26 protein-coding genes and 2 tRNA genes are annotated in these 25,183 nt (G+C 67.1%); 6 read left to right on the top strand and 22 right to left on the bottom strand.

Annotation, left to right across the window (positions count from 1 at the left end; genetic code table 11):
• Window position 1: 1 nt before the first annotated feature.
• The 8 genes from pgaB to ACQKDV_RS03150 form a co-directional block, all read right to left on the bottom strand.
• Entirely contained in the window at window positions 2–1,888 is a 1,887-nt protein-coding gene (gene pgaB / locus ACQKDV_RS03185; protein ID WP_427782340.1) for a poly-beta-1,6-N-acetyl-D-glucosamine N-deacetylase PgaB, read from the bottom strand.
• Between the two features lie 10 nt (window positions 1,889–1,898).
• On the bottom strand, window positions 1,899–3,938 hold the full coding sequence (gene pgaA, locus ACQKDV_RS03180) for a poly-beta-1,6 N-acetyl-D-glucosamine export porin PgaA (RefSeq protein ID WP_427782339.1): 2,040 nt from the start codon (window positions 3,936–3,938) through the stop codon (window positions 1,899–1,901).
• A 376-nt stretch (window positions 3,939–4,314) separates the two neighbouring features.
• Window positions 4,315–5,520, bottom strand: coding sequence for an MFS transporter (locus ACQKDV_RS03175; RefSeq protein WP_427782338.1), 1,206 nt, complete (start codon window positions 5,518–5,520; stop codon window positions 4,315–4,317).
• 203 nt (window positions 5,521–5,723) lie between these two features.
• Window positions 5,724–5,800: transfer RNA gene (locus tag ACQKDV_RS03170), tRNA-Pro, on the bottom strand.
• 141 nt (window positions 5,801–5,941) lie between these two features.
• A tRNA-Pro gene (locus ACQKDV_RS03165) sits at window positions 5,942–6,018 on the bottom strand.
• 55 nt (window positions 6,019–6,073) lie between these two features.
• Window positions 6,074–6,190, bottom strand: a complete 117-nt coding sequence (gene cydX, locus ACQKDV_RS03160; protein ID WP_079222503.1) for a cytochrome bd-I oxidase subunit CydX — start codon at window positions 6,188–6,190, stop codon at window positions 6,074–6,076.
• A gap of 92 nt (window positions 6,191–6,282) precedes the next feature.
• The gene (gene cydB, locus ACQKDV_RS03155; RefSeq protein WP_427782337.1) at window positions 6,283–7,437 is read right to left on the bottom strand and encodes a cytochrome d ubiquinol oxidase subunit II; all 1,155 of its coding nucleotides are present in this window, start codon (window positions 7,435–7,437) and stop codon (window positions 6,283–6,285) included.
• Between the two features lie 15 nt (window positions 7,438–7,452).
• Window positions 7,453–9,036 carry a cytochrome ubiquinol oxidase subunit I gene (locus ACQKDV_RS03150; RefSeq protein ID WP_427782336.1) on the bottom strand — a complete coding sequence of 528 codons (1,584 nt, stop codon included), beginning with the start codon at window positions 9,034–9,036 and terminating at the stop codon, window positions 7,453–7,455.
• A gap of 223 nt (window positions 9,037–9,259) precedes the next feature.
• Here ACQKDV_RS03150 and cydD point away from each other — a divergent pair, with 223 nt between their 5' ends.
• Complete coding sequence (gene cydD / locus ACQKDV_RS03145) at window positions 9,260–11,008, top strand: thiol reductant ABC exporter subunit CydD (RefSeq protein ID WP_427782369.1); 1,749 nt, start codon at window positions 9,260–9,262, stop codon at window positions 11,006–11,008.
• Window positions 11,005–12,678, top strand: coding sequence for a thiol reductant ABC exporter subunit CydC (cydC, locus tag ACQKDV_RS03140; protein WP_427782335.1), 1,674 nt, complete (start codon window positions 11,005–11,007; stop codon window positions 12,676–12,678). Before cydD ends, cydC begins: the two co-directional genes overlap by 4 nt.
• A 176-nt stretch (window positions 12,679–12,854) precedes the next feature.
• Here the strand turns inward: cydC and ACQKDV_RS03135 are convergent, their stop codons facing one another.
• From ACQKDV_RS03135 to ccmA, 11 genes are read right to left on the bottom strand one after another with little or no spacing between them, the layout of a single operon-like run.
• Window positions 12,855–13,199, bottom strand: a complete 345-nt coding sequence (locus ACQKDV_RS03135) for a DUF1294 domain-containing protein (RefSeq protein WP_427782334.1) — start codon at window positions 13,197–13,199, stop codon at window positions 12,855–12,857.
• A complete protein-coding gene (metX, locus tag ACQKDV_RS03130) occupies window positions 13,200–14,312 on the bottom strand; it encodes a homoserine O-acetyltransferase MetX (protein WP_427782333.1) in 1,113 nt (370 codons plus the stop codon).
• 38 nt (window positions 14,313–14,350) lie between these two features.
• Entirely contained in the window at window positions 14,351–15,343 is a 993-nt protein-coding gene (locus tag ACQKDV_RS03125; RefSeq protein ID WP_427782368.1) for a tetratricopeptide repeat protein, read from the bottom strand.
• On the bottom strand, window positions 15,337–15,786 hold the full coding sequence (locus ACQKDV_RS03120; RefSeq protein ID WP_427782367.1) for a cytochrome c-type biogenesis protein: 450 nt from the start codon (window positions 15,784–15,786) through the stop codon (window positions 15,337–15,339). Before ACQKDV_RS03120 ends, ACQKDV_RS03125 begins: the two co-directional genes overlap by 7 nt.
• Before the next feature lie 4 nt (window positions 15,787–15,790).
• Window positions 15,791–16,408, bottom strand: coding sequence for a DsbE family thiol:disulfide interchange protein (locus tag ACQKDV_RS03115; RefSeq protein ID WP_427782332.1), 618 nt, complete (start codon window positions 16,406–16,408; stop codon window positions 15,791–15,793).
• 8 nt (window positions 16,409–16,416) lie between these two features.
• On the bottom strand, window positions 16,417–18,348 hold the full coding sequence (locus tag ACQKDV_RS03110; RefSeq protein WP_427782331.1) for a heme lyase CcmF/NrfE family subunit: 1,932 nt from the start codon (window positions 18,346–18,348) through the stop codon (window positions 16,417–16,419).
• Window positions 18,349–18,810, bottom strand: coding sequence for a cytochrome c maturation protein CcmE (gene ccmE / locus ACQKDV_RS03105; protein WP_427782330.1), 462 nt, complete (start codon window positions 18,808–18,810; stop codon window positions 18,349–18,351).
• Complete coding sequence (ccmD, locus tag ACQKDV_RS03100) at window positions 18,807–18,995, bottom strand: heme exporter protein CcmD (RefSeq protein WP_427782329.1); 189 nt, start codon at window positions 18,993–18,995, stop codon at window positions 18,807–18,809. Before ccmD ends, ccmE begins: the two co-directional genes overlap by 4 nt.
• On the bottom strand, window positions 18,992–19,744 hold the full coding sequence (ccmC, locus tag ACQKDV_RS03095; protein ID WP_427782328.1) for a heme ABC transporter permease CcmC: 753 nt from the start codon (window positions 19,742–19,744) through the stop codon (window positions 18,992–18,994). Before ccmC ends, ccmD begins: the two co-directional genes overlap by 4 nt.
• Before the next feature lie 43 nt (window positions 19,745–19,787).
• Window positions 19,788–20,483, bottom strand: coding sequence for a heme exporter protein CcmB (gene ccmB / locus ACQKDV_RS03090; RefSeq protein WP_427782327.1), 696 nt, complete (start codon window positions 20,481–20,483; stop codon window positions 19,788–19,790).
• Entirely contained in the window at window positions 20,480–21,127 is a 648-nt protein-coding gene (gene ccmA / locus ACQKDV_RS03085; protein ID WP_427782366.1) for a heme ABC exporter ATP-binding protein CcmA, read from the bottom strand. The genes ccmB and ccmA overlap by 4 nt, the downstream gene beginning before the upstream one ends.
• Window positions 21,128–21,327: 200 nt before the next feature.
• Here ccmA and ACQKDV_RS03080 point away from each other — a divergent pair, with 200 nt between their 5' ends.
• The 3 genes from ACQKDV_RS03080 to ACQKDV_RS03070 all read left to right on the top strand — a co-directional run bounded on the left by ACQKDV_RS03080 (window position 21,328) and on the right by ACQKDV_RS03070 (window position 23,849).
• Window positions 21,328–22,476, top strand: coding sequence for a pyridoxal phosphate-dependent aminotransferase (locus tag ACQKDV_RS03080; RefSeq protein ID WP_427782326.1), 1,149 nt, complete (start codon window positions 21,328–21,330; stop codon window positions 22,474–22,476).
• Between the two features lie 13 nt (window positions 22,477–22,489).
• Window positions 22,490–23,296 (top strand): amidohydrolase, encoded by an 807-nt coding sequence (locus tag ACQKDV_RS03075; RefSeq protein WP_427782365.1) that lies wholly within the window; start codon window positions 22,490–22,492, stop codon window positions 23,294–23,296.
• Between the two features lie 118 nt (window positions 23,297–23,414).
• Window positions 23,415–23,849: a hypothetical protein gene (locus ACQKDV_RS03070; RefSeq protein WP_427782325.1), complete on the top strand. Its 435-nt coding sequence runs from the start codon at window positions 23,415–23,417 to the stop codon at window positions 23,847–23,849.
• Window positions 23,850–23,923: 74 nt separating this feature from the next.
• Here the strand turns inward: ACQKDV_RS03070 and ACQKDV_RS03065 are convergent, their stop codons facing one another.
• The 3 genes from ACQKDV_RS03065 to ACQKDV_RS03055 all read right to left on the bottom strand — a co-directional run bounded on the left by ACQKDV_RS03065 (window position 23,924) and on the right by ACQKDV_RS03055 (window position 24,960).
• Complete coding sequence (locus ACQKDV_RS03065) at window positions 23,924–24,169, bottom strand: protein L (RefSeq protein ID WP_427782324.1); 246 nt, start codon at window positions 24,167–24,169, stop codon at window positions 23,924–23,926.
• Between the two features lie 295 nt (window positions 24,170–24,464).
• Complete coding sequence (locus tag ACQKDV_RS03060; protein WP_427782323.1) at window positions 24,465–24,746, bottom strand: hypothetical protein; 282 nt, start codon at window positions 24,744–24,746, stop codon at window positions 24,465–24,467.
• A gap of 1 nt (window position 24,747) precedes the next feature.
• Window positions 24,748–24,960, bottom strand: a complete 213-nt coding sequence (locus ACQKDV_RS03055; protein ID WP_427782322.1) for a hypothetical protein — start codon at window positions 24,958–24,960, stop codon at window positions 24,748–24,750.
• 98 nt (window positions 24,961–25,058) lie between these two features.
• Between ACQKDV_RS03055 and ACQKDV_RS03050 the strand changes: the two genes are divergently transcribed.
• Window positions 25,059–25,183: helix-turn-helix domain-containing protein (locus ACQKDV_RS03050; protein WP_427782364.1), on the top strand; the 125-nt coding region annotated here is incomplete at its 3' end.

Below are 25,183 nucleotides of genomic sequence, written 5' to 3'. Positions count from 1 at the left end.
GTCACTTCTCCGCGTACGGGAAGTTGCGCGCCGACATCGCGGCGCGCGCGTCTGTGGTCGACGGCTTGTCGCCGATGAAGTCGTCTGGGTACCATGCAAAATGGCGCACGCCCTGTGCCTGCAACCGGCGGATCTGGGCGCGCAGGCGCTGGCCGCTGATCGGCGTCTGCGTGCGCCAGTCCACGGTCTGCAGCTCGAACATCGTGTGCTTCAGCTCAGGATCGTGCGCGCGCACGGCCATGACCAGGCGGTCCAGCCAGCGTTCGGGGTGCTTGCTGCCTTCCATCCACGGCATCGCCATCAGCGCGGTGCGGTCGTAGGCGTGGTTGAACAGATCCAGGCGCTGGGCGAACCAGCTGGCGCTCTGCGGTTCGAGTACCGGCTGCGCGTACAGGTTGCGCACGGTGCCAAGCTTCGGCCGCCAGCGCTGGGCCACGTCACGCAGCTCCAGGGTGAAGTCGATCAGTGCCTGGGTGCGCCCGCCTTCGCTGCCTTCCTGTGGCAACTGTGCCAGTTCGGTGTCGCGCACGTAGGCATCGTCATGGAACAGCAGTCCTTCGAAGTACGAGTTGATCGCCAGGTCTTCGTAGATGTCCTTGATGATCTGCCGCGCCTGCGGCTTGGTGAAGTCCAGCCGGTACATGCCGTCGCGTTCCGGGCTGGCGATGCCCAGCGCGGTGCGTTGCGCCGCATCCGGCAGCTCATAGCCGAGCACCGGCAGCCAGGCGTAGACCTTTACCCCGGCACGGGTCTTCAGCTGCCAGGCCACGCGGTTGAACAGGTCCGCGCGCATCGGCATGTGCCGGTTGGGGAAGTACAGCGCGTTGGCCGTATTGTTGCCGTCGGGGTCGGCGAAGGCCTGCAGGTAGACGTGGGTCGGGCCGATCTTCTTGACGCGGTCGATCAGCGTGTCGAGATTGCGTGCCAGCTGCGCCGGGTCGGCGTCGTAGACCGCGTCCAGGTCGATCTGCAGAGCGCGGGTACCATCCAGGCTGACATTGCGGCGTAGTTCGAAGGCCAGTGAGCTGACGTTGGGGTTGTTGGTCACCAGCAGGCGCGCCAGGCCGTGCAGGTCGGAGGTGATCGGTGTGCTGCGGCCTTCCAGGTCGAACGACACCGGCATGCCCAGTTCTTCGGCAATGGCGTTGCTCAGCGTGTTGTAGGCGGCGTATGGCCACACGATCGCCTTCGGGGTGACCCCCAGTTCGTCCTGGATGCGCTTGACGCTGAGCGAGAGATCGTCGCGCAGGCGCGTTTGGTACTGCTGTGCGGTCTCGTAGCGCTGCGTCTTCGGGTCGTAGATACGGGTGATCACCGCCGGCGTCTGGTTGCCCTGTGGGTTGGACTGCACGCCGTGGTGCTGGTTGTCGGTGTGGCTGGCCAGTTCGATCAGGCCGCTGGCCTGCATTTCCCGCAGCTGGTCCCAGGTGAGGAAATCATCGTGGCCGAACGGACGGTAGCCGTAGTCGATGGTGCGGCCCGGGGCCATGTCCACGTAGTCGGTGATCACCGCCACCAGCGCGGGGTAGTTGTAGGCGCGCAGCAGCGGGTAGACGCGGCTGTAGACGCTGCGCAGGCCATCATCGAAGGTCAGCAGCACCGGCCGCGGCGGCAGCTGGGCTTCGCCGCGCGAGGCCTTGATCAGCTGTGACAGCGAGATCGGGTGGTAGCCGTGGGCGCTGAGCCAGTCCAGGTGCGCAGCAAAGTTCTGCGTGCTGACCGCGTAGGCATCGGCATCACCCTTCTCACGCACATCGTCGCGGATGTCGTGGTAGCTCAGCACCAGCAGGCCGTTGTCGGCCGAATCCAGGTCGCGCTCCTGGGCAGCGGCCGGCAGGGCCAGCAGCACCAGCCCCAGCAGCAGCACGGTCATCAGGTTCCGAAGCATCCGTTCCATCTCACTCCCCCCAGCGCAGCGCGGCATCGAAGCCGATATGACGTTCACGTTGGCCGTCGTAGACCGGCCGCGACCAGCTCACGCCGTACTCCAGGATCCTGCCCTGGCCGAACTGCCACTCGTGGCGGTAGGACACGGTGGGAATGAGCGAGCTGCCGAACCCTTCCTGCCAGTAGTCGCCCAGCGACACCGTCAGGCGGTGGCGGAAGTGGCGCTCGTAGTGGCGCCACAGCTGCTGGTCGATGCGCAGGCCGAATTCAACCGAGCGGTCACGCGAGGGATTGAAGTAGGGCGCGTCGTCGAGCGAGCCGCGGCTGGTGTAGAGGCTGCCAAGGCCGTCGACAACCACGCGTGGGCGGGTCAGCAGGCGCTGTTCGATGGCGGTGTTCAGGGTGTCGCGGCGGTTGCCGTCGTCGTAGCGGAACTGGCTGCCACCCAGGCTCCAGTGCGTGCGCTCGTTGCGGGTGTAATCAACCGCCACCGCCACGCTGTCGGCGGTGATGCCCGACACGCGCGCCTGCATCGAGGCTTCCGGATCGTTGCGCGCGGCGGTCACGCCAGCGTGCCACTGGTCGTTGAACTGCCAGCCGAAGCCGCCGCGCAGGCCAGTGTCGCCGATGCTGTCGTTGGGTCGCAGCACGGCGGCCTCGGCATCGACGCGGCCGAAGCGGTAGCGTGCACCCGCGCCCATCCACAGGGGGTTGATCTTCTGGTCCTGGAAGGTCACCGAGCGCCGGTCGGCGAATGCGAACAGGCGCCAGCGGTCATCGAGGATCGGCGATGCCACTTCGGTGCCGTAATGCAGGTCGTCATTGCCCAGAGGCGAACTGCCGCCGCCACCGGAACTGCGGCCGCCTTGCACCATGGCCTGCAGCTGCCAGCCTCGATGTGCACGCCAGTCCCGGTCCATGCGCTGCACGGAGGCCTGGTTGGGGTAGCGTTCGAGCAGATCGTCATGCAGCGGTCGGGCGAGGTCGTCGCGCTGCAGCTGCACGTAGGATTCGTACATGCCAATACGCGGGGAGACATCGCGCGGGTCGAGCGTATAGGCCATCTGGTGGCGCTCCAGCGCCCGCCGCGGCCAGCCGCGCATCTGGTAGACGCTGCCCAGTGCGGTCTGCAGGCCGCCATTGCCGGGCCCGACATCCACCCTGGCTTCCAGCTCGCGCTGGGCAGTGGGCAGGTCGCCGCTGTAGGCGCGGATCATCGACAGGTTGAGGTCGGCCTCATAGCGTGCCCAGTTGGCGTACGGGCTCTTGCCACCGCCCCAGCGCCAGGCGGGTTCGTCCTTCTGCCACGCTTCCAGGTAGGCAATCGCCTTCTCGGCGTGCTCGGTTTCGAGGTAGGCGTAGCTCAGTTCGGACCGTGACTGGAACCGTGAGGGATCGTTTTTGACGGCAGCTTCCAGCAGCGGAATGGCTTCATCCGGATGCTGGGTGGCCATCATCGAATCACCGACGGCTGGCAGGACGTAGTCGGGCAGCGCATGGCCTTCCTGCTGCAGGGCGCGCGCCTCGTCGCGCACCTGGGCGTGCCGCGACAGACGATTGAGCAGGATCAGGCGGTCCAGGCGGATGCGCAGCGGTGCCTGCGCCAGCGCGGTGCCGTCGCGCTGCACATACTGCTCCATTTCCGCCAGTGATGCCTCTGCTTCGTCCAAGCGGGTGTCTTCGGTCTGGCCGTACGCCAGGCTCCAGTTCACCCGCTTGGCAATGTAGTTGGCCTCCAGGCGTGACTTCTGGTCAGCATCGAACAGCTCCGGCCGTGCCTGGTACAGGCGCCAGGCACGGTCGGCATTGCCGATGTCGCCCAAGGTGAGGACCTGCAGCTTGTACAGCAGCGGATCAGTGGGTTCCCGCAGCTGCAAGCGCTCGATGGCGGCCAGCGCATCCACCCAGCGGGCCTGGTCACGGTAATGGCCGATCTCGGCCAAGCGGTCTGCGTGGCTGGCGCTGGGCGACGGCGGCGCGGCGCAGGCTGCGAATCCGATGGTGGCGCAGGCCAGGCCGACGCCGAGCGCCAGCGGACGGTGGACGATCATGAACCCCCCTTGGCATCCCTACCCAAACTATCTGGAAAGTGTGACGCACATCACATGCCAACTATGACTCAATACGCGCCTTGGAGCCACAGTCCGCCCTCACGTGCTAATGCAAATGTCTTGAAAACGTGGCCGAGTGCATCGCAATTCCTTGAAAACGAATTACTTTCTCAAGTCTCTCAGCACAGTATCGAGGTCTCCCCCCGGCGCCCAAGTGCCTTGATCCCGGGCAGGGCTCCGTCGATGACGGCAGCCCCTCCGCGTCATGGTTGGACACCCTGCGTCAGTAGATGCCGAAGCCATGTGTAGAGTCGAGTGTGCTCGACTGCGCTCTGCTGGAAAGGTCGAGCACGCTCGGCCCCAGCCCGGCGGTGGCTTACCAGAGGTCTTCCAGCTTGCGCGGCTTGCACGCCACCCACGAGGCGCACAGCATCAGGGTGGCGCAGCCGAACAGGAAGCCGAACGGCAGCCCCCATCCCTTGCTGGCCGTATGCAGCCAGCCCACCAGGAACGGACCCAGGCAGCTCAGGCTGTAGCCCACGCCCTGCATGAAGCCCGACAGCGCCGCCGATCCGGTGGGCGTACGTGTGCGCAGGTTGATCAGGGTCAGTGCCAACGGGAACGTGGACGGTCCCACGCCCAGCAGCGCCGCCCACAGCAGGGGCGCCTTCAGCGGCGCCAGCAGCAGGCCGGTGAAGGCGATGACGAAGGCGAAGAAACCGATCAGCACCAGAGGGAACGGGTTCGGCAGGCGCACCGCCAGCGAGGGAATCACCAGCGAGGGCAACAGACCCAGCGCCGAGAATACCGCCACCATCACCCCGCCGAACGCCGGCGTGGCACCGGCTTCGACCACGATGCGCGGCAGCCAGGTGAACATCGAATAGGTCATCAGCGAGGTCATGCCGAACATCAGCGTCATGCCCCAGCCCAGCGACGTGCGCCAGACCTTGCCGTGCGGCTGTGCGCCGGGGTCGTTGCCGTCCTGCACCGGCCTGGGTGCGCGCTTGGCCAGCAGCAGCCAGGGCAGGGCTGCGGCCAGCGCCAGCAGTGCCCACATGCCCAGCGACACGCGCCAGCCTGCGGCACTGGCCACCGGCACCGCCAGCAGCGCCGGGGTCATCGTGCCCAGCTGCAGCACGCTGATGTACAGCGTGCTCATCGTGCCCACCTTGTTGGCGAAATAACGCTTCACCAGCGGCGGCACCACCACGTTGCCGATGCCCATGCCGGCCAGCGCGATCACCGAACCCAGCAGCAGGGTGCCGACGTTGCCGGCACTGGAGCGCAGCAGCAGGCCGGCCATGGCCAGGGTCATCGCCAGCAGGGTGGTGCGCTCCAGGCCCAGGTGCCGGGCCGCGGCCGGGGTCGCCACGCCGAACAACGCGAACGAGGCCGTGGGCAGCATGCCCAGCACCCCGGTCATGGTGGTGCCGAAGCCGTACTGCTGGCCCAGCACGTCCAGCAGCGGTGTGATGGAAGTGACCGCCGTACGCAGGTTGACCGCCGCCAGCAGGATGGCAACAAAGGCCAGCAGGCGGCCGTGCAGCAGCGATGGTGAGAGCGAAGTCGGGGACGTCATGCGGGGGTCCTTGCAGGTGGCGCACGCCGCATCGTGGGCGTGCAGCGCCAGCACCGGGCCATGTGCCGATGCGGTGGTGAACGGAATGGCGGCCATTGTACGTGCCGCACCACGCTGGACGCTGTCCGCGCCGTGCCGCGGATGACAGGCACAAAAAAACCCGGAGGACTGTCGTCTTCCAGGCTTCTTGGTGACCACTGAAGTGGTCGGGGAGACAGGATTCGAACCTGCGACCTCTACGTCCCGAACGTAGCGCTCTACCAGACTGAGCTACACCCCGAAGGGAGCCGCCTATTCTATCCATTCACCCCAATGGCGGCAAGGGGTGAATGGTGTTTCTTCACACTGCCGAAGCAATGGAATTCCTCAGGGAACAAAAAAGCCTGGAAGACTTCACCAGGCTTCAATGCGACCACCGAAGTGGTCGGGGAGACAGGATTCGAACCTGCGACCTCTACGTCCCGAACGTAGCGCTCTACCAGACTGAGCTACACCCCGAAGGAGCCGCCTAAGATACCGTGTGAAGGCCAAGGCGGCAAGGTTTTTTTACAGCTCAGCGACTGTTTTCTTTCTCGAGGCGGTTCCGCTCGCGCGATTCGAACCACATGCCGTTGAGGATGGCCACGGTGGAGGCCAGGCCGGTGCCGAGGATCCAGGCGAAGTACCACATGTTCATTCTCCTTGCATTCGGGGGAGTGCCGACCGTTCGCCGGCACACTTTACTTGCGGTGGGTGCCGACCGTTGGTCGGCATACCTTTGACTCAATAAGCGTTCGGGTTGTCGCCCATCTCCTCGACCGTGGTCTTGCCCTTCAGCACGCGGTACACCCAGGTGGTGTAGGCCAGCACGATGGGCAGGAAGATGGCCGTGGCCAGCAGCATGATCCACAGCGTGAGGTGGCTGGACGAACTGTCCCAGACGGTCAGGCTGGAGGTGGGCTGGCTGGAGGACGGCAGCAGGAAGGGGAAGATGGCAAAGCCCACGGTAAGGATGATGCCGGCGATGGACGTGCCAGAGGCGATGAAGGCCAGGCCGCCACGGCGTGCACGCAGCAGCACCGCACTGGCCAGTGCGCCCAGCAGGCCCAGCACCGGGAACACGATCGTGGCCGGCATGCTGCTGTAGTTGCGCAGCCAGCCACCGGCAGCGGTGCCGATTTCAGCCGTCTTCAACAGCGGGTTGGTCGGGCCGTCGGTCACCACCTGCGAGGTGATCTGGTAGCCGGGCAGGCCGAAGGCCACCCAGGCGCCCGCCACTGCGAACAGCACGAAGCAGATCAGCGAAGCGATGCTGCCATAGCGTGCCGCACGTTCGGCCACCGGGCCTTCGGTCTTGATGACCAGCATGGCCGCACCGTGCGCAACCAGCATGGCCACGCTGATGAGGCCGGCCACCAGTGCGAACGGGGTGAGCAGGCCGAAGAACGAGCCGGTGTAGGCCACGCGCAGGGTGTCATCGAAGTGGAACGGTACGCCGAGCAGCACGTTGCCCACCGCCACGCCGGCGATCAGGCCCGGCAGCAGGCCGCCCACGAACAGCACGATGTCCCAGGTGTCGCGCCAGCGCTTGGACGGCATCTTGCTGCGGTACTTGAAGCCGACCGGGCGCAGGATCAGGCCGAACAGCATCGCAAACACGGCCAGGTAGAAGCCGGAGAAACTGACCGCATACAGCGGCGGCCACGCGGCGAAGATCGCGCCGCCACCCAGCACCAGCCAGACCTGGTTGCCTTCCCAGACCGGGCCGACGGTGTTGATCACCAGCCGGCGTTCCTCATCGGTCTTCGCCACGAACGGCAGCAGGGTGCCGACGCCCAGGTCGAAGCCGTCCATCACCGCCCAGCCGACCAGCAGGATGCCGAGCAGCAGCCACCAGATCACGCGGAGCGTGGTGTAATCAAGTGCAATGAATTCCATCTGGATTCTCCTGCCTCAGGCCTGGCCGGCAGCGGCTGCAGTGGGGGAAACGGGGCGGATGTCGGCCTGCAGCGTGGGCAGGATGTCATCCGGTCCGGTGCGCACGGCCTTCAGCATCAGCTTGATCTCGATGACCAGCAGCACCGTGTACGTTGCGGTGAAGATGGCCAGCGTGGTCAGGATTTCATGCAGGGCCAGGCCCGATGCCGCGTAGAAGGTGGGCAGCACGCCATCCACCGCCCACGGCTGGCGGCCGTACTCGGCGACGAACCAGCCGCATTCGATCGCGATCCACGGCACCGGCAGGCTCCACACCGCCAGCTTCAGGAACCAGCGCTTGTCCTGGAAGTTGTTGCGGCAGGAGAAATAGAACGCCAGGGCGAAGAAAGCGATCAGGTAGAAGCCCAGGCCGGCCATGACGCGGAAGGTCCAGAACAGCGGTGCCACGCGCGGCACGGTATCCATGGCCGCCTTGGAGATTTCTTCCGGGGTGGCGTTGAGGATGTCCTCGCGGTAGCGCTTGAGCAACAGGCCATGGCCCAGATCCTGCCAGTGGCGGTCGAACATCTCGCGCGCCTGCAGATCGGTCTTGTCCTTCTTGATGCGCTCCAGCGCGCCATAGGCGATCTGGCCGCCACGGATGCGATGCTCGGCGCGCTCCACCAGCTCCAGGATGCCCGGAATGGGCTGGTTGAGCGAACGGGTGGCAATCAGGCCCATCAGGTACGGGATCTTGATCGAGTAGTCGTTCTGCTGGGTGTTCTGGTTGGGAATGCCGAAGGCGGTGAAGTCAGCCGGTGCACGCTCGGTTTCCCACATCGCTTCGATCGCAGCCAGCTTCATCTTCTGGTGCTCGCTGGCGGCGTAACCGCTCTCGTCACCCAGCACCACCACCGACAGCGAGGACAGCAGGCCGAAAGCCGCGGCCACCGCGAACGAGCGGCGGGCTATGTCCCGGTGCTTGTTGCGCAGCAGGTACAGGGCGCTGATGGACATCACGAAGATGGCACCGGTCACGTAGCCGGCACTGACGGTGTGCACGAACTTGGCCTGCGCCACCGGGTTCAGCAGCACGGCGGCGAAGTCAACCACCTCCATGCGCATCGTGTCCGGGTTGAACACCGCACCGGTCGGGTTCTGCATCCAGCCGTTGGCGATCAGGATCCACACCGCCGACAGGTTGGTGCCCAGCGCCATCAGCCACGTGACGGTGAGGTGCTTGACCGGGCTCAGGCGCTTCCAGCCGAAGAAGAACAGGCCGATGAAGGTCGCTTCAAGGAAGAAGGCCATCAGGCCCTCGATGGCCAGCGGCGCACCGAAGATATCGCCCACGTAGTGGCTGTAGTACGACCAGTTCATGCCGAACTGGAATTCCATCACCAGACCGGTGGCCACGCCGAGGGCGAAGTTGATGCCGAACAGCGCGCCCCAGAACAGGGTCATCTGCCGCCAGACCTGTTTGCGGGTCATGACGTACACGCTCTCCATGATGGCCACCAGGAAGGACAGGCCGAGCGTGAGTGGGACGAATAGGAAGTGGTACATCGCGGTCAGAGCGAATTGCAGCCGCGACAGTTCTACGACTGTCTGATCAATCATGGCCTGGCTACCTCGTGTGGATAGTGCCGTTGCGGGTGGCGGGAAGGGTGGTCTATGGGTGAATGATGTGACCGACTGCTTCAAACAGCCTTGATCCAGATCAATGTATGAATGGGAACCAAAGAGGATCGTATGCCATCCTCGTGACCCATGCGACCGTTGGCCGCGGGGCGCTCGTGCCTGCGCCTACAATGCCCAGCATCCTCCGCTGCCTGTGAAGACTTTGAGCCCTGCCGAACCGACTGCTGCCGGACCGCGTACCGCGGAGGAAGAATCGAACCTGCAGCGGCGCGCCCGCACCGCGTGGCTGGCCGGCCTGGCCCATTCAGCGCGGGGCCGGCAGCGCCTGGCGGCGCTGTGCATCAGCATGTCCGGGGCCCTGCTGATCGGGCAGGCGGCGGCCATCGCGTGGCTGGTACAGACGGTGCTGGTGGAGCGTGCATCCCTGGCCAGCGGCCTGCCGGTGCTGGCCGCGCTGGCGGTGGTGCTGGTACTGCGCACGCTGCTGGGCAGCGCCACCCAGGCTGCTGCAGGCGATGTGGCCGATGCCGCGCGGCTGGCCCTGCGCGAGCGCGTGTTCGCCCGCCTGCTGGGCCACGGCCCGCTGTGGCTGCGGCAGCGCCGCACCGGTGAACTGGGCGAGCTGATGTTGCATCACGGGGATGCGATCGAGAGCTATTACAGCGGCTTCCTGCCGGTGCGTACCGAAGTGGTGGTGGTGCCGCTGCTGATCCTGGCCGCGGTGGCCTGGGTCGACTGGGTGGTGGCGTTGATCCTGCTGTTCACCGCGCCGCTGGTGCCGTTCTTCATGATGCTGGTGGGCTGGGGTGCCGAAGCGGCCGGGCGCGCGCAGCTGGGGGAACTGGCGCGCATGAGCGGGCATTTCGCCGACCGCATCAAGGGCCTGGGCCTGCTGCGGCTGTACGGGCGCGGCGAGGCCGAACTGGCCGGCATTGAAGCGGCCGCCGAAGGCGTGCGCGTGCGTACGATGAAAGTGCTGCGCATCGCGTTCCTGTCGTCCACCGTGCTGGAATTCTTCGCCTCGGTGAGCGTAGCTATGGTCGCGCTGTACCTGGGGCTGAGCTACCTGGGCCTGATGTCGCTGCATGCGACGGTGCCGACGCTGGGGGCGGGGTTGTTCTGCCTGCTGCTTGCCCCGGAGTTCTACGCTCCGCTGCGGCGGCTGGCTGCGCATTACCACGACCGCGCCAATGCGCTGGCCGCGGCGGCCGAAGTGGAGCGCCTGCTGCTGGCGCTGCCGGAGGAACCGGCGATGGTGGACGCACCGGTGGCAGCGCTGGCGGTGGAGCCGGCCGAGGTCGCGTTGCCGCCGCTGCAGGCGCACGGTCTGGTGCTGCGCCCGATGGGTGCCGTGCACGACGTGCTGCAGGGCGTGGATGTGCAGCTGGAGCCAGGCCAGCGGCTGGCCCTGGTGGGCCCCAGCGGTTCGGGCAAGAGCACGCTGCTGGAAGCGTTGGCGGGCTGGCTGCCGCCGCGTGCCGGGCGTGTGCAGCTGCGCCCCGGGCTGGACGTGGCTTATGCCAGCCAGCGTCCGTACCTGTTCCATGGCTCGATTGCCGACAACCTGCGGCTGGCCGACCCTGCTGCCAGCGATGCGCGCCTGCGCGCGGTGGCCGAGGCGGCGCAGGTACTGCAGTTCGCCCAGCGCCTGCCGGAAGGGCTCGATACGATGATCGGCGAGCGCGGTTTTGGTCTGTCCGGCGGTGAAGCCCGGCGCATCGGCCTGGCCCGGCTGCTGCTGCGTGACCCGCAGATACTGCTGCTGGACGAGCCCACCGCTTTCCTCGATGCCGATACCGAAGCGGCGCTGCTGCGCAGCCTGGCCGCGTATGCGCGCGGCCGCAGCGTGGTGGTGGCCACCCACAGCCCGGCGGTGATCGCCTGGGCCGACCGCTGCCTGCTGCTGCCCGAAGGGCGGCTGGTGGATACGGCACAGGCGGTGGGCGCATGAGCCGTTCGCCCGATTCGTTGCGCGCGGTGTTCGTTCGCCACCGTCCGCGCCTGCTGCTGACCGTGCTGCTGCTGTGGGTCACGATGCTGGCCGGTACCGCGCTGCTTGGCCTGTCCGGCGGCTTCCTGACCGCCGCGGCGCTGGCCGGTGCCGCCGGGCTGGCGCAGGGCTTCAATTTCTTCTCGCCCTCGGCCGGCATCCGTGGGCTGACCATGGCGCGCATCGTGTCGCGCTACTTCGAAAAGCTGATCGGCCACGACGCCACGCTGCGCATCGCCCGTGACCTGCGCGTGTGGTTCTTCCGCCGTGCGCTGCCGCTGGCCCCGGCGCGGCTGGGGGCCACGCGCACCGGTGAGCTGCTGGCCCGCCTGCTGGGCGATATCGGCGAGGTCGATGGCCTGCTGGTGCGCGCCATCGGGCCGCTGCTGGCGCTGGGCGCGTTGTCGCTGGTGGCGGTAGGGTCGGCGGCGCTGATCCTGCCCTCGGCAGCGGTGCTGCTGGCCGTGCTGGCGCTGTTGATCGGCTTTGGCGTGCCGTGGCTGGGCGTGCGCGGGCATGACGATGAAGAGGCCGACCGCGCCGCACATCGCGCCGGGCTGCGCACCGCCGCGTTTGAAGGCCTGGAGGGCGCGGGCGATTTGGCGGCGCTGCATGCCGATGCCGCCTGGCAATTGAAGGTGCGGGTGGCGGCCAAGCAGCTTGCTTCGCGGGATCGGCGCCGGCGCTGGCGGTTGATCGCGGCCTCGACCCTGCATGGCCTGGTGGCCGGGCTGGGCCTGGTGGCGATGCTGGCGCTGGCCCTGCACGCGGCCGAGCAGCAGCGCATTCCTGCGGAAATGGCCGCCGGCCTGGTGTTCCTCACCGTGGCGATGATCGAACTGTGGGCGGGCATGGGCCTGGCTTGGCAGTCGTTGCAGTCCGGCCGCATTGCTGCCGATCGACTGCAGGCCATCGTGGAGCAGGCGCCGACGGTGCAGGACCCGGTGCAGCCTCAGCCGGTGCCGTCGGTTGCAACGGTGGCGTGGGAAGACGTGCATTTCCGTTGGCCGGGCGCGGCGCGGCCGCTGCTGGGGGGTCTGCAGCTGCGCCTGGCGCCGGGCGAGCGCATCGCCATCGGCGGTGACAGCGGCAGCGGCAAGACCACTTTGTCGAGTCTGCTGCTGCGCCTGTGGGACCCGCAGCAGGGCCGCGTGAGCTACGGTGGTCGCGACCTGCGCGACTTCGCCCAGGCAGAGTGGCATCAGCAGCTGGCATGGCTGCCGCAGAATGCGCCGGTGTTTGCCGGCACGGTGGCCGACAACCTGCGGCTGGGTGATCCTGAAGCGGGTGATGACGCCCTGTGGGCGGTACTGCGGCGCGTGCGCCTGGGCGAGTGGGCCGAGCGCAACGGCGGCCTGCAGGCCTGGGTAGGGGAGAACGGCGCGACGATGTCTGCCGGGCAGGCACGACGCCTGGCGCTGGCCCGCGCGCTGCTGCGCAATGCGCCGATCCTGCTGCTGGACGAGCCGACCGAAGGCCTGGATGTGGATACCGCACACGCGTTGCTGCAGGACCTGGCCGGTCTGCTGGACGGGCGCAGTCTGTTGATGATTACCCACGACACGCTGCCGGAGGGCGTGGTGGATGTCCGGTACCGCCTGCGCGATGGGGTATTGGTCCGGGAAACGTAGTCGCGGTGGTGTCGGCCGTGGCCTGGCCCATCCAGGCATGGCGTGGATCTACTGTCCATGCACCGGTGTGACGCGCCTGAGCGGTAGCGTCGGGCCATGCCCGGCGGCCGTTTGCGTGATCGCCGTGGTAGTGCCGGCCGCTGGCCGGCAATCACGCATCCGCGTCGTTCGAACGGTTAGCGCGAAAACTCGCGCAGCATCACCGCGATCGACGCCACATTGGCCACCACGCACAACCAGAACACCCACTGGAATTCCGCTTTGCGGTGCTTGTGCCGGAACAGCGCCTGGCCCAGCAGCGCGCCCGGCCAGCCACCGGCGAAGGCCAGCAGCTGCAGCGTGCGTTCGGGAATGCGCCACTGCTTGCGCTGTGCCGCGCGCTTGTCATGCCCGTACAGCCCGAATGACACCGCGCTGGCCAGCAGGCACCAGGCCCCCAGCCACAGCGGCAGCACGGCACTGATCGTCAACGCGATGAGCGCGCCACACGTGGCCAGCGCCAGGTTGTGCCGCCAGGCCACCTACAGCGCGTCGAGGAAGCCGCGCACGGCCGGGCCGAAGCGCTCGAAATCGACGAGAAACGCGTCGTGGCCCTGCGGCGAATCCAGGCCGATGAACTGTGCATCGGCACCGCCGGCACGCAGCCCGTCGGCCACCTGTTGCTGCTGCTGCACCGGGAACAGGATATCGGTGTTGGCACCGATGGCCAGCGCCTTTTCGATGCGGATTTTCGCCAGCCCGGCCAGCACGTCGCCGTCGGCATACTCGGCCAGGTCGAACCAGTCCATCGAACGGCTCAGGTACAGATAGCAGTTCGGATCGAAGAAGCGCACGAAGCGGCGTGCATGGCCTTCAAGATAGCTCTCCACCTGGAATTCCAGGCCGAACGGATCATCGTCGGTCTGGTCCGAATCCAGCCGCACGCGGCCGAAACGGCCATCCCATTCCAGTGCGGAGCGGTAGGTGATCACGCCCAGCTTGCGCGCCATGCGCATGCCCGATTCCGGGTACGCGGTTTCGCTGTAGCGGCCGCCATTCCATTGCGGGTCCAGGCGGATGGCTTCGCGCTGCAGTGAGCGGATGGCGATGGAGAACGGCAATGCCTGCGCGCTGCCGGAGATGTTGATATGGCTGCGGGCGATGCCTGGCTGCAGCATCAGCACCGCCAGCGCGGTCATGCCGCCCATCGAATTGCCGATCACGCACGCCAGTTGCTCGATGCCCAGGGCATGCACCACGTCGATGGCGGCGCGTGCGCCGTCCTCCACTGACAGCTCCGGGAAGTCGAGCCGATACGGTTCGCCCGTGGTCGGGTTCAGCGACGCCGGGCCGGTGGAGCCCTTGCAGCTGCCCAGTGAATTGACGCAGACGACGAACCAGCGATCGGTGTCGATGGGTTTGCCTGCGCCGACCATCGCTTCCCACCAGCCGGCGGCAGGGTTGCCGGCGTTGGCAGCAGCGTGTGCGTCCGGCGACAGGCCGGTGACGATCAGGATGGCATTGCGGCCATCGGCGGCCAATGTCCCCCAGGTCTCATACGCCACGCGCGCACCGTGCAGGGCGCCACCGCGCTTGAACGGAAACGGCGAGGGCAGGGCATGGAAGCGGGTGCCGGGCGGGATGAATTCAGTCATGCGGGCATTCTAGCGGGGCCGGCACTACCGGGTGCAGGTTACGGGAACCGCAGTTTCACCACGCCGTCGTGCGGCAGGGTCACCCGCACCACCTCGCTCTGCAGATCGCCTTCGCTGCGGTTGGCGCTGCCACTGCGCGAAATGCGCGCCAGCACCTCCACCTCCGTGTGCGCTGACAGCGGTGCGGTTGGCATCGGGCTGTCGCCGTCGCCCAGACCGACGGTGGCCGGGAAACCGGCCAGTGGCAGTCTGCGTGCGGCCACCGGCATCGGTGGGCCGCCCACGGCACGGGCCAGTACAAAAACCTGGGTGGTCGCCGGCCAGTCGCCGTGCTTCACCGCGTCGGGCAGCTGCACGCGGACCTGCAGCAGGGCGGGCGCTTCCGCTGCCGGTGCGTCTGCCGCCTGGCCAGCTGCCTCGCGGGCGATGGCGATCTGCGCCTGCAGCGCCTGCGCCGCACCGGGTTCCAGACGCGGCAACAGGGCGCTCCAGACGTCGGCGGCTTCTGCATTGCGGCCGCGCTGGCGCAGGGCGATGCCCAACAGCCAGCTGGCCCGTTCTGCCTCCGGTGCCAGGCGGCGGGCCTGCTGCAGCCAGTCCATCGCGGTGTCATCGAACTGTTTGCTGGCATCGGCCTGCGCACGCGCCTGTGCGGCTTCCACCAGCACGCCAGCATCCTCCGGCGCCAGCGCGGCAGCGCGGGCGAAGGCATCGGCGGCGGCGCGTGCATCGCCCAGTTCGGCCTGCGAGCGGCCCAGCAGCGCCCAGCCATCGGCGCGCTGCGGATCACGCTGCAATGCCTGCTGCAACGCTTTCACCCCATCACGCAGGGTGGCGACCGACGGCGTGGGTTGCACCTGTGCCGCGCGCGGGTCGCCCACCAGCAGGTACAGGCATACACCGACCACGCCCAGTGCCAGCACGCCCAGCACGAAGCCGCGCGGGCCCTGCCGGCGCAGCGGCCACAGCACCAGTGCCGCCATCAGTGCGGCGACCAGACCGGCCAGCACGGGCAGAATGCTGCTCACCAGCCATCTCCTTCGTCGGTGCTGCCGGCACGTGCAGGCGCGACGTTGCGGCCACGGCGGCGCACAACCGCCAGCACCACCACCCCACCGGCGCCGAGCAGCAGCAGCGGGCCGCCCCACAGCAGCCAGGTGCCCGGCTGCAGCGGTGGCTGGTAGAGCACGAATTCGCCATAGCGGGCGACCAGGAACTGCTTGATCTGCGCATCATCAAGGCCCTGCTGCATCAGCTGCAGCACCTCGCGGCGCAGGTCCTGGGCGATCTGCGCGTTGGAATCGGCAAGCGATTGGTTCTGGCACTGCACGCAGCGCAGCTGCGCGGCCAGGTCGTGGAAGCGTGCTTCTTCGGCCGCGTCGCGGAAGGCGAGCGGACGCGGGTCGTGCAGCGGCTGCTGGGCAGGCGACGGCAGTGCCGCCGCCAGCAGCAGGGCCAGCAGCAGCCAGTGCAGCGGCTTACGGATTGCCGTGCAGGCCGGTATCGGCATTGCCCTGGGCCTTCTCGATCTTCTGCAACGCGGGAATCAATTTCTCGTCGATCACCTTCTGGGTCATCGCACCGCTGTACTTCCAGCGCACGATGCCGCTACCGTCGACCAGGAAGGTTTCCGGCGCAGCGGTCACGCCCCAGTCGATGGCCGTGCGGCCCTCGACATCGCTCAGCACCACCATGAACGGGTTGCCCAGCGTTTCCAGCCAGTGCAGCGCGTCGGTCGGCTCGTCCTTCCAGTTGTAGCCGATCACGCGCACGCGCTTGCTTTCGGCGAAGCGGGTCAGCACCGGGTGTTCCTCGCGGCAGGCCGCGCACCAGCTGCCCCAGACATTCAACAGGTACGGCGCACCGCGCAGCTCTTCGCTGCGCACGGTCATGCCGGGGTCATGCAGTACCGGCAGGGCGAAGGCCGGTGCCGGCTTGTCGATCAGGGCCGAGGGCAGCACATCGCGCTGCGGGTCGCCCGATTTCATCACCCCGTAGACCATCAGCCCAAGCAGGCCGAAGAAGAACAGCACGCCGATCACGATGGCTACCGGCGGCAGCGGGCGGGACGGGCGCGGGGCGGGGGACTCGGACATGCAAACTCCTACGGACGACGGAAACGGCGATCAGCGGCGGTGATGAATCCGCCCAGGGCCATCAGCAGCGCACCCAGCCAGATCCAGCGCACGAAGGGCTTGATGTGCACCCGTACCGCCCACGCATTGTTGCCCAGTGGCTCGCCCAATGCCACGTAGACATCGCCACTGAGGCGTGCATCGATGCCGGCTTCGGTCATCACCTGGCCACCGCTGGCGTACTGGCGCTTTTCCGGATGCAGCAGGGCCAGTTCGCGGCCGTTGCGGAACACCCGCAGATGGCCGCGATCAGCGGTGAAGTTGGGGCCTTCGCGGTGGTCCACGCCTTCAAAGCGCACTTGGTGACGGCCGACCACCACCTGCTGGCCCGGTGCCAGCGCCACTTCGCGCTGCACGTTCAGCGCTTCCACCAGCAATGCACCTGCCAGGAACACGGCAATGCCGGTGTGGGCAACGATCATGCCCAGCATCTCGGCAGTGAAACGGCCATTGCCACGCAGCCGCTGCCAGACAAAGCGCGCGGTGCCCAGCCCGACCCAGGCCGCTGCAGCCACGCCGAGGCCGGCCTTCCAGCCGTTCTGCGGGGCCTGCCACCAGGCCAGCGCACCGAGCAGCACGGCCAGTCCCAGCCAGGGCACCAGCAGCGCGAAGGCCCGCGAGGGCTGGTCGCGCTGCCATTTCACCAACGGGCCGAACGGCAGCAGCAGCACCATGGGTGCCATCAGCAGCAGGAACAGGCTGCCGAAGTAGGGCGGCCCGACTGATATCTTGCCCAGCGACAGGGCGTCGGCCAGCAGCGGATACAGGGTGCCCAGCAGCACCATCGCGCAGGCGGTGGCCAGCAGCAGGTTGTTGGCCAGCAGCAGCGTTTCGCGTGAGGTGGCGGTGAAGCCGCGGCGCGGATCGTCTGCATCCACGCTCAGGCCGCTGGCGCGCAGCACGTACAGCAGCAGGCTGCCGCCCACCAGCAGCGACAGGAACACCAGGATGAACAGGCCGCGCGAAGGATCGGCGGCGAACGAATGCACGCTGGTCAGCACGCCCGAGCGCACCAGGAAGGTACCCAGCAGGGACAGCGCGAAGGCGGCGATGGCCAGCAGCAGGGTCCAGCTGCCGAAGGTGCCGCGTTTTTCAGTGACGGCCTGCGAATGGATGAGCGCCGCGCCGACCAGCCACGGCATGAAGCTGGCATTTTCCACCGGGTCCCAGAACCACCAGCCGCCCCAGCCCAGCTCGTAATAGGCCCACCAGCTGCCCAGCGCGATGCCCAGGGTCAGAAAGCCCCAGGCCACGTTGGTCCACGGCCGTGTCCAGCGCAGCCAGCGCGCGTCCACGCGGCCCTCCAGCAGCGCGGCCACGGCGAAGGCGAATGGCACCGCAAAACCCACGTAGCCCAGGTACAGCATCGGCGGGTGGATGATGAGGCCAGGGTCCTGCAGCAGCGGGTTGAGATCGCGGCCTTCCAGCGGCGCCGGGTTCAGGCGCAGGAACGGGTTGGAGGTGAAGATGAGGAAGGCCAGGAAGCCGACGCTGACCACGCCCATCACCGCCAGCACGCGCGCCTGCACGGGTGCCGGCAGGTGCCGCGAGAACAGCGCCACCGCGCCGGTCCACAGCGCCAGCACCAGCGCCCACATCAGCAGCGAGCCTTCGTGCGCGCCCCAGACCGCCGAATAGCGGTAGATCATCGGCAGCAGTGAATTGGAGTTCTCGGCCACGTAGCGCACCGAAAAGTCCTGCTGCACGAAGGCGGCGGTCAGCACCGCGAACGCGCCGGCTACCAGCAGCAGCTGGGCGAAGGCGGCCGGTCGGGCCACCGCCATCCACGCCACATTGCCGCGCTGCGCGCCGGCCAGCGGCAGTCCGGCCTGCAGCAGCGCCGCCAGCAACGCACACAGCAGCAGGATCTGGCCCAGCTCTGGCAACGCGCCTGGGAGCACTCAGCGCACCTCGGTGGCCGGGACCGGCACGTCGTGCCTGCGATGGGCATCGCCCATCTTGTCGGCCACTTCCTTGGGCACGTATTTCTCATCGTGCTTGGCCAGCACTTCATCGGCCACGAACACGCCGTCCTGCAGGCGGCCGCTGGCAACCACGGCGGTGCCTTCGGCGAACATGTCCGGCAGGATGCGCGAGGTCAGCACGGCCAGCTGCGCATCGCCGTCGGTGACCTCGAAGCGCGCATCGAGTGAGCCGATCGGGCGGTTGAACGAGCCCTTGACCACCATGCCGCCGAGGCGGAAGCGGGTCTGCGCATCGACGTCGCCGCGCAGCACTTCCGATGGCGTGTAGAGGTAGGCGATGTTGCGTTCCAGTGCCATCGCCACCAGCGCGGTGGCAAGGCCCGAGGCCAGCAGCGCCAGCAGCACCCAGACCATGCGGCGGCGCTGCACGGGGGTCATCGTTCCAGCTCCGCCGACAGCGGCGCGGCGGCCTGCTGCGCGGTATGCCGGACGTGCTGCCGTTGCTGGCGCGACTGTGCCTGGCGGCGCGCGGTGCGCAGGCGCAGCCACGAACCGATGGCATCGGCCAGCAGCACCAGCACGAACACGGCATAGGCGCCGATCACGAATGGCAGGTGGGTCATTGCGGTGTGTCCTCCACGCGCTGGCCGACCCAGGCCTTGCCGGCCTCGCGGTCGAGGTTGTCGGCGCGTGCCTTGGCCAGCACCGAACCGGCGAACCAGAACTTGGTGCCGATCACCATCCACCACAGCGGCGCGATCATCGCGCTGCTGATCGCCGATTCACCGAACACGCTGATCGACTGGCGCTGGTGCAGGCCGCCCCACCAGTCCACCGAATAGCGGATGACCGGCAGCAGGCTGACGCCGACGATGGCCAGCAGGCCGGCGGCGCGCGCGGCGCTGCGGCGGTCCTCGATGGCGTGGTACAGGCCGATGACCCCCAGGTACAGGAACAGCAGGACCAGTTCACTGGTCATGCGCGGGTCCCAGTCCCACCAGGTGCCCCAGGTGCCTTTGCCCCAGATGCTGCCGGTGAGCAGGGTGATGAGCGTGAAGCCGGCGCCCATCGGCGCGCAGGCCATGGCCAGGATCTCGCAGATCTTGATGCGCCAGATCAGTGCGATGGCGGCGTACAGGGCCATCAGCGCGAACACGAACAGGCTCATCCAGGCACTGGGCACGTGGATGTAGAGGATGCGGAAGCTGTCCAACTGGCGTGCTTCGGGCGGCACCACCAGCAGCGCCTGCCACAGGCCTACCAGCAGCACCGGAAGTGCGGCGATGTAGAACACACGCGACCAGCGGGCAGCGAAACGATCGAACGTGGGCGGCGAACCGAGTTGATGGAACCAGCGGACGATCGGATTCATGCGTGACGGCTATCCAGCAGGGGTGGATTGGCTCTCTGCCCGTTCAACTCAGGGAAATACGGATGGCCGCAGCGGTCGCCAGCGGAGCCAGCAGCAAGGCGACCACCAGTCCCGCGCCCAGCATCAGCAGCGCAGCGACCGGATCCTGCCCGCGGCTGGCCGCCGCCAGGCTGCCCGCACCGAACACCAGCACCGGTACGTACAGCGGCAACGACAGCAACGCCACGAGAATACCAGAGCGCCGGATGCCCACGGTCAGCGCGGCGACCACGCCACCGATCAGGCTCAGCACCGGTGTTCCCAGCAGCAACGATGCCAGCAACATCGGTCGTTGGTCATGCGGCAGATGCAGCATTTCGGCCAGCAGCGGGCTGACCACGATCAGTGGCAGCGCGGTGGTGGCCCAGTGCAGCAGCACGCGCACCAGCACCAGCCAGGCCAGCGGCACCGGGGCCAGCAGCCATTGTTCCAGCGATCCATCCTCGGCATCGGAACGGAACAGCGAATCCAGCGCCAGCTGTCCGGCCAGCAGGACCGCCAGCCACAGCACGGCGCCGGCGGTGGCGGCCAGCGGCTGCGGGTCACGGCCCTGGGCCAGCGCGAACAGCACCACCACCAGCAGGGCGAACAGCACCGGCTGCAGCGCATCGCCACGTCGGCGCCAGAGCAGGCGCAGGTCGCGCGAGAGCAGCGCGCGCGCGGTCTGCCACAGGCCCGGTTCGGTACCCGGCGCGATCATGCCGCACCTCCCGGCGTGGCGGTGGGCTGCTGCCCGGGCGCACGCAGTTCCAGCAGGCGCGTACGTACCGGCGGTGCGGCGTAGGCGCCGTGGGTGGTGACCAGGGCGGCGCCACCGCCGCGCAGGTGGGCTGAAATCATCCGGTTGACCAGAGTGATGCCATCCAGGTCGAGGTTGGCATAGGGTTCGTCGAGCAGCCACAGCGGTGCCGGTGACAGCCAGATGCGGGCCAGCGCCAGGCGCCTTTTCTGTCCGGCTGACAGGTGCCGCACCAAGGTGTCCTCGTAACCGGCCAGGCCGACGATGGCCAGCGCGCTGCCGGGCATCTGCTTGGCCCGGCGGCCATGCAGCCCGCACAGGAAATGCAGGTTCTCCAGCGTATCCAGGTCCGGCTTCAGCGCCGGCAGGTGGCTGAGGTAGGCGACGTAGCGCGTGCGTTCGGCGTTGCTGGCCTGCTTGCCATCGATCCGCACCTGGCCGGTACCCGGCCGGGCCAGCCCCGCCAGTACGCGCAGCAGGGTGGTCTTGCCGGCTCCGTTGCCGCCCTGCACCAGCAGTGCCTCGCCGGCGTCCAGGTGGAAGTCCAGCGGGCCGAACACGGGCTCGTCATTGCGGGAGAAGCTCAGGCCGCTGGCGGCCAGCAATGCTGGGGTGTTCAAGGGGCGAGGGTCTTCGTGCCGGAGTGCGGCAGCAATTGTAGCGATGAATGCCCCTGGTAGCGCCGGTCGCTGGCCGGCATTTCCCCCGGCGGCAGTTGTATGGCCGAGGCTGCCGGCCAGCGGCCGGCACTACCGCAGCAGGGATTGCGTAAACTCACGGGTCTGTCTCCCCATTCCCCAGGCCGATGCACCCCACCACCAAGCTGCCCAAGGTCGGTACCACGATCTTCACCGTGATGTCCCAGCTCGCCGCCGAACACGGCGCGGTCAACCTGGGGCAGGGTTTCCCGGATTTCTCCGCGCCGCAGCGCCTGATCGACGAAACCACCAGGGCGATGGCCGCCGGCCTGAACCAGTACCCGCCGATGACCGGTGTGGCACCGCTGCGCCAGGCCATCGCACAGAAGTCGCTGGACCTGTACGGCGCGACCATCGACCCGGACACCGAGATCACCGTCACCAGCGGTGCCACCGAGGCCATCTTCAACGCCATCCACGCCGTGGTACGTGCCGGCGAGGAAGTGATCGTGCTGGACCCGGCTTATGACTGCTATGAACCGGCCATCGAGCTGGCCGGCGCCGTTGCCGTGCACGTGCCGCTGGACCCGCAGACCTTTGCCGTGGACTGGGACCGCGTGCGTGCGGCGGTCACCCCGCGCACCCGCATGCTGATGGTCAACACGCCGCACAACCCGTCCGGTGCGATGCTGGACGAGGCCGACATGCAGGCGCTGGCCGACCTGCTGCGTGGCACGCAGATCTACCTGATTTCCGATGAAGTGTACGAGCACATCATCTACGACGGCCGCCGCCACGAATCGGCGCTGCGCTACCCGGAACTGCGCGAGCGCACCTTCGTCATTTCCAGCTTCGGCAAGACCTACCACTGCACCGGCTGGAAGATCGGCTACGCGGTGGCGCCGCCGCTGCTGACCGCCGAGTTCCGCAAGGTGCACCAGTACAACACCTTCACCAGCTTTGGCCCGGCGCAGTACGGGTTCGCCGCGATGATCCGCGACGAGCCGGAGCACCACCTGGAGCTGGGCGCGTTCTACCAGGCCAAGCGCGACCGCTTCCGCGAACAGCTGGCCGGCACCCGCCTGAAGCCGCTGCCGGTGCCCGGTGGTTACTTCCAGCTGGTTGACTACTCGGCCATCAGCGATCTACCCGACCATGAATTCGTGAAGTGGCTGACCCTCGAGAAGGGCGTCACCGCCATCCCGCTGTCGCCGTTCTACGAAACCGCGCCGGTCGGCCAGCGTCTGGTGCGGCTGTGCTTCGCCAAGAACGAAGCTACCCTGGACGCGGCGATCGAACGCCTGCGGCTGCTCTGAGGACATGACGACCATGCAGGACCTGCGTATTTCCCTCGTCCAGGGCGACACTCGCTGGCACGACCCGGCCGGCAACCGTGATTACTACGGCGCGCTGCTGGCGCCGCTGGCCGGCAGCACCGACCTGGTGATCCTGCCGGAGACCTTCACCAGCGGCTTTTCCAACGATGCCATCGCCCAGGCCGAAGGCATGGACGGGCCGACCGTCGCGTGGGTGCGCGAACAGGCGAAGGCATTGGACGCGGCGGTGATCGGCAGCGTGCAGCTGCGCGATGGCGAGGGCGTCTACAACCGCCTGCTGTTTGCCACGCCGGACGGCGCGCTGCAGTACTACGACAAGCGCCACCTGTTCCGGTATGGCGGCGAGCACGAGCGCTATGCCGCTGGCCGCGACCGCCTGAGCGTGGAATGGGAGGGCTGGCGGATCAATCCGCAGGTCTGCTACGACCTGCGTTTTCCGGTGTTCTGCCGTAACCGCTACGACGTCGAGCGGGCAGGGCAGATGGATTTCGACCTGCAGATCTTCGTGGCCAACTGGCCCTCGGCGCGCGCCTACGCGTGGAAGACCCTGCTGCGCGCACGGGCCATCGAGAACCTGTGCTTCGTGGCGGCGGTCAACCGTATCGGCGTGGATGGAAACCAGCTGCACTATGCCGGCGACAGCGCGGTGATCGATTTCCTCGGCCAGCCGCAGGTGGAGATCCGCGAGCGCGAACAGGTGGTCACCACCACCATTTCGGCCGAGGCGCTGGCGACGCACCGTGCGCGCTTCCCGGCGATGCTCGATGCCGATGCCTTCCACCTGCACGACCAGGGCTGACATCGGGCCGGGTGTGGCGGCTGAACGCTTGCCACACCCCCGCGCGCGCCTGCATCCACCGTGCACGCGCGCGCTGCTAGATTCGCCGCCAGTCCGACCTGAAGTGGAAGTCCTGCCGATGAACAAGCCCCTCGCCCTGCTGCTGGCACTGGCCGCAGCCTCCCTGGCCCCGGCCGCGCATGCCGGTGGCAACCTTGACTGCCATCTTCGCTACAACCTGTCTGGCTGGTCGCTGATCTACAAGACCGCCTCGGGCAGCGGCACCCTCCAGTGCAGCAACGGCGCCAGCATGCCGGTGCGTATCGAACTGAAAGGCGGCGGCCTGACCGTGGGCAAGTCGAAGATCACCAATGGCCGCGGCAGCTTCACCGGCGCGGTGGGCATCAACGAGCTGCTGGGCACCTATGCCTCGGTGGGCGCACACGCAGGTGCGGTGAAGTCCAGCAACGCACAGGTGATGACCAAGGGTGACGTCTCGCTGGCCCTGTCCGGCACCGGCAAGGGCTGGGACCTGGGCGTGGACGGCACCGCCTTCACCATCAGCCGCCGCTGACAATAAAAGGGGACGGAGGGGATTAAGTCGTCTGTGCACAAACGACTTAATCCCCTCCGTCCCCTTTTTTTGTATCAGGTGACCGGGGCGTTGGTACGCACGTTCAGTATCCAGCAGATGCGGCTTTGCCCCGGCAGGTGCGGGTGGTGCGAGTGCGGTGGGAAGGTCTCGCCCTGGTTGCGGGTGATCTCGCACTTGCAGCCCTGGCAACGGTAGATGCCGCAGACCGGTGCTGTGGCACCGGGTTCGTAGATCGCCGTCCACCAACTGTTGCTGGGGTCGACGACCGTCAGGACGGAAGTGCTCGTGTGCCAGGCCATCAACGGTGCCTCGGGTGGGGATGAGCCCTTACCGTAGATGGGTGAAAACGTCACTGCGTTGAACTGCGGCACGAACTGCCCGTTTTCGGACAATTCCTAATCGGGTTGCACCGCAGCGAAGGCACGCCGGGCAAGGTGGGCCTCGGGCGTCAGTCCGCAAGATGCGCGATCTACTGCTGCGCCAACATTCACGCTCGGGTACTGCGGTGCGGCCGGGCAGCGTGGCCACCGTGTCGAACATTGTGTTCGATGCCTTGTGCGCGGTTTAACTCCCTCTGTCCCCTTTTCACCTTATTCATTGTTTCCACTCAGTGGACTTGTGATCCACGGACGCGCGAAGTTGTTCTGCAGTCGACCGTACGAGATCGATGATCGCCTCGATCTCCATGCCCCGTTGATTGGGCTCATCGTCAGAGTCCAGGCCAGTCTCCGAAAGCTCTTGCAGCAATGCATCGATCAGCGATTCACAGTCTTGCTCTGCAAGATATTTGAAGCCATCTTCAGGCAGCCGAAAGCCGTGCTTTGTTGCTATCTCCGCCAAGAGCGGATGCAGGCGGGATGAGGTGGGGCCTTTCATTTCATTTCACCTTTGGGTTTCTCAACCCCTCGTTGTTCCTTGGAATGACTGTTATGACCTTCCCTTCGCTGTTTAGTACTACTTTTGCATTATTTCCGGTATACGCAGTCTTGCCTCCGGCCTGTTCGGCAACCTTCACGGGCTCTCTCACCGCCGAAAGTATTGCCTTTGCAGAGACTCCCCTCCCCCCATCGCGGGAGATCGCCTGATTCAAGCCATGCTTCGTGTATCCCGTGATCTTTCCGGCTACCGCGCCACCTGCTTAGACTCAACTTCCAAGTGCAACACTCGACAATCGCGTAGGGTGCAGGCATGGGAAAGCATTACAGTCATCTGAGCTCGGAAGAGCGAGCCGTGTTGCAGCTTGAAATCGCCGACGGCGTAAGTATTCGTTCCATAGCCCGGCTGCTTGGCCGTAGCGCGTCGACCCTGTCGCG

This window comes from Stenotrophomonas sp. NPDC077659 (assembly GCF_050268705.1).
Lineage (GTDB): Bacteria > Pseudomonadota > Gammaproteobacteria > Xanthomonadales > Xanthomonadaceae > Stenotrophomonas.
The sequence above is the reverse complement of the archived record's forward strand: the minus strand, read 5'-3'. Positions and strand labels throughout refer to the sequence as shown.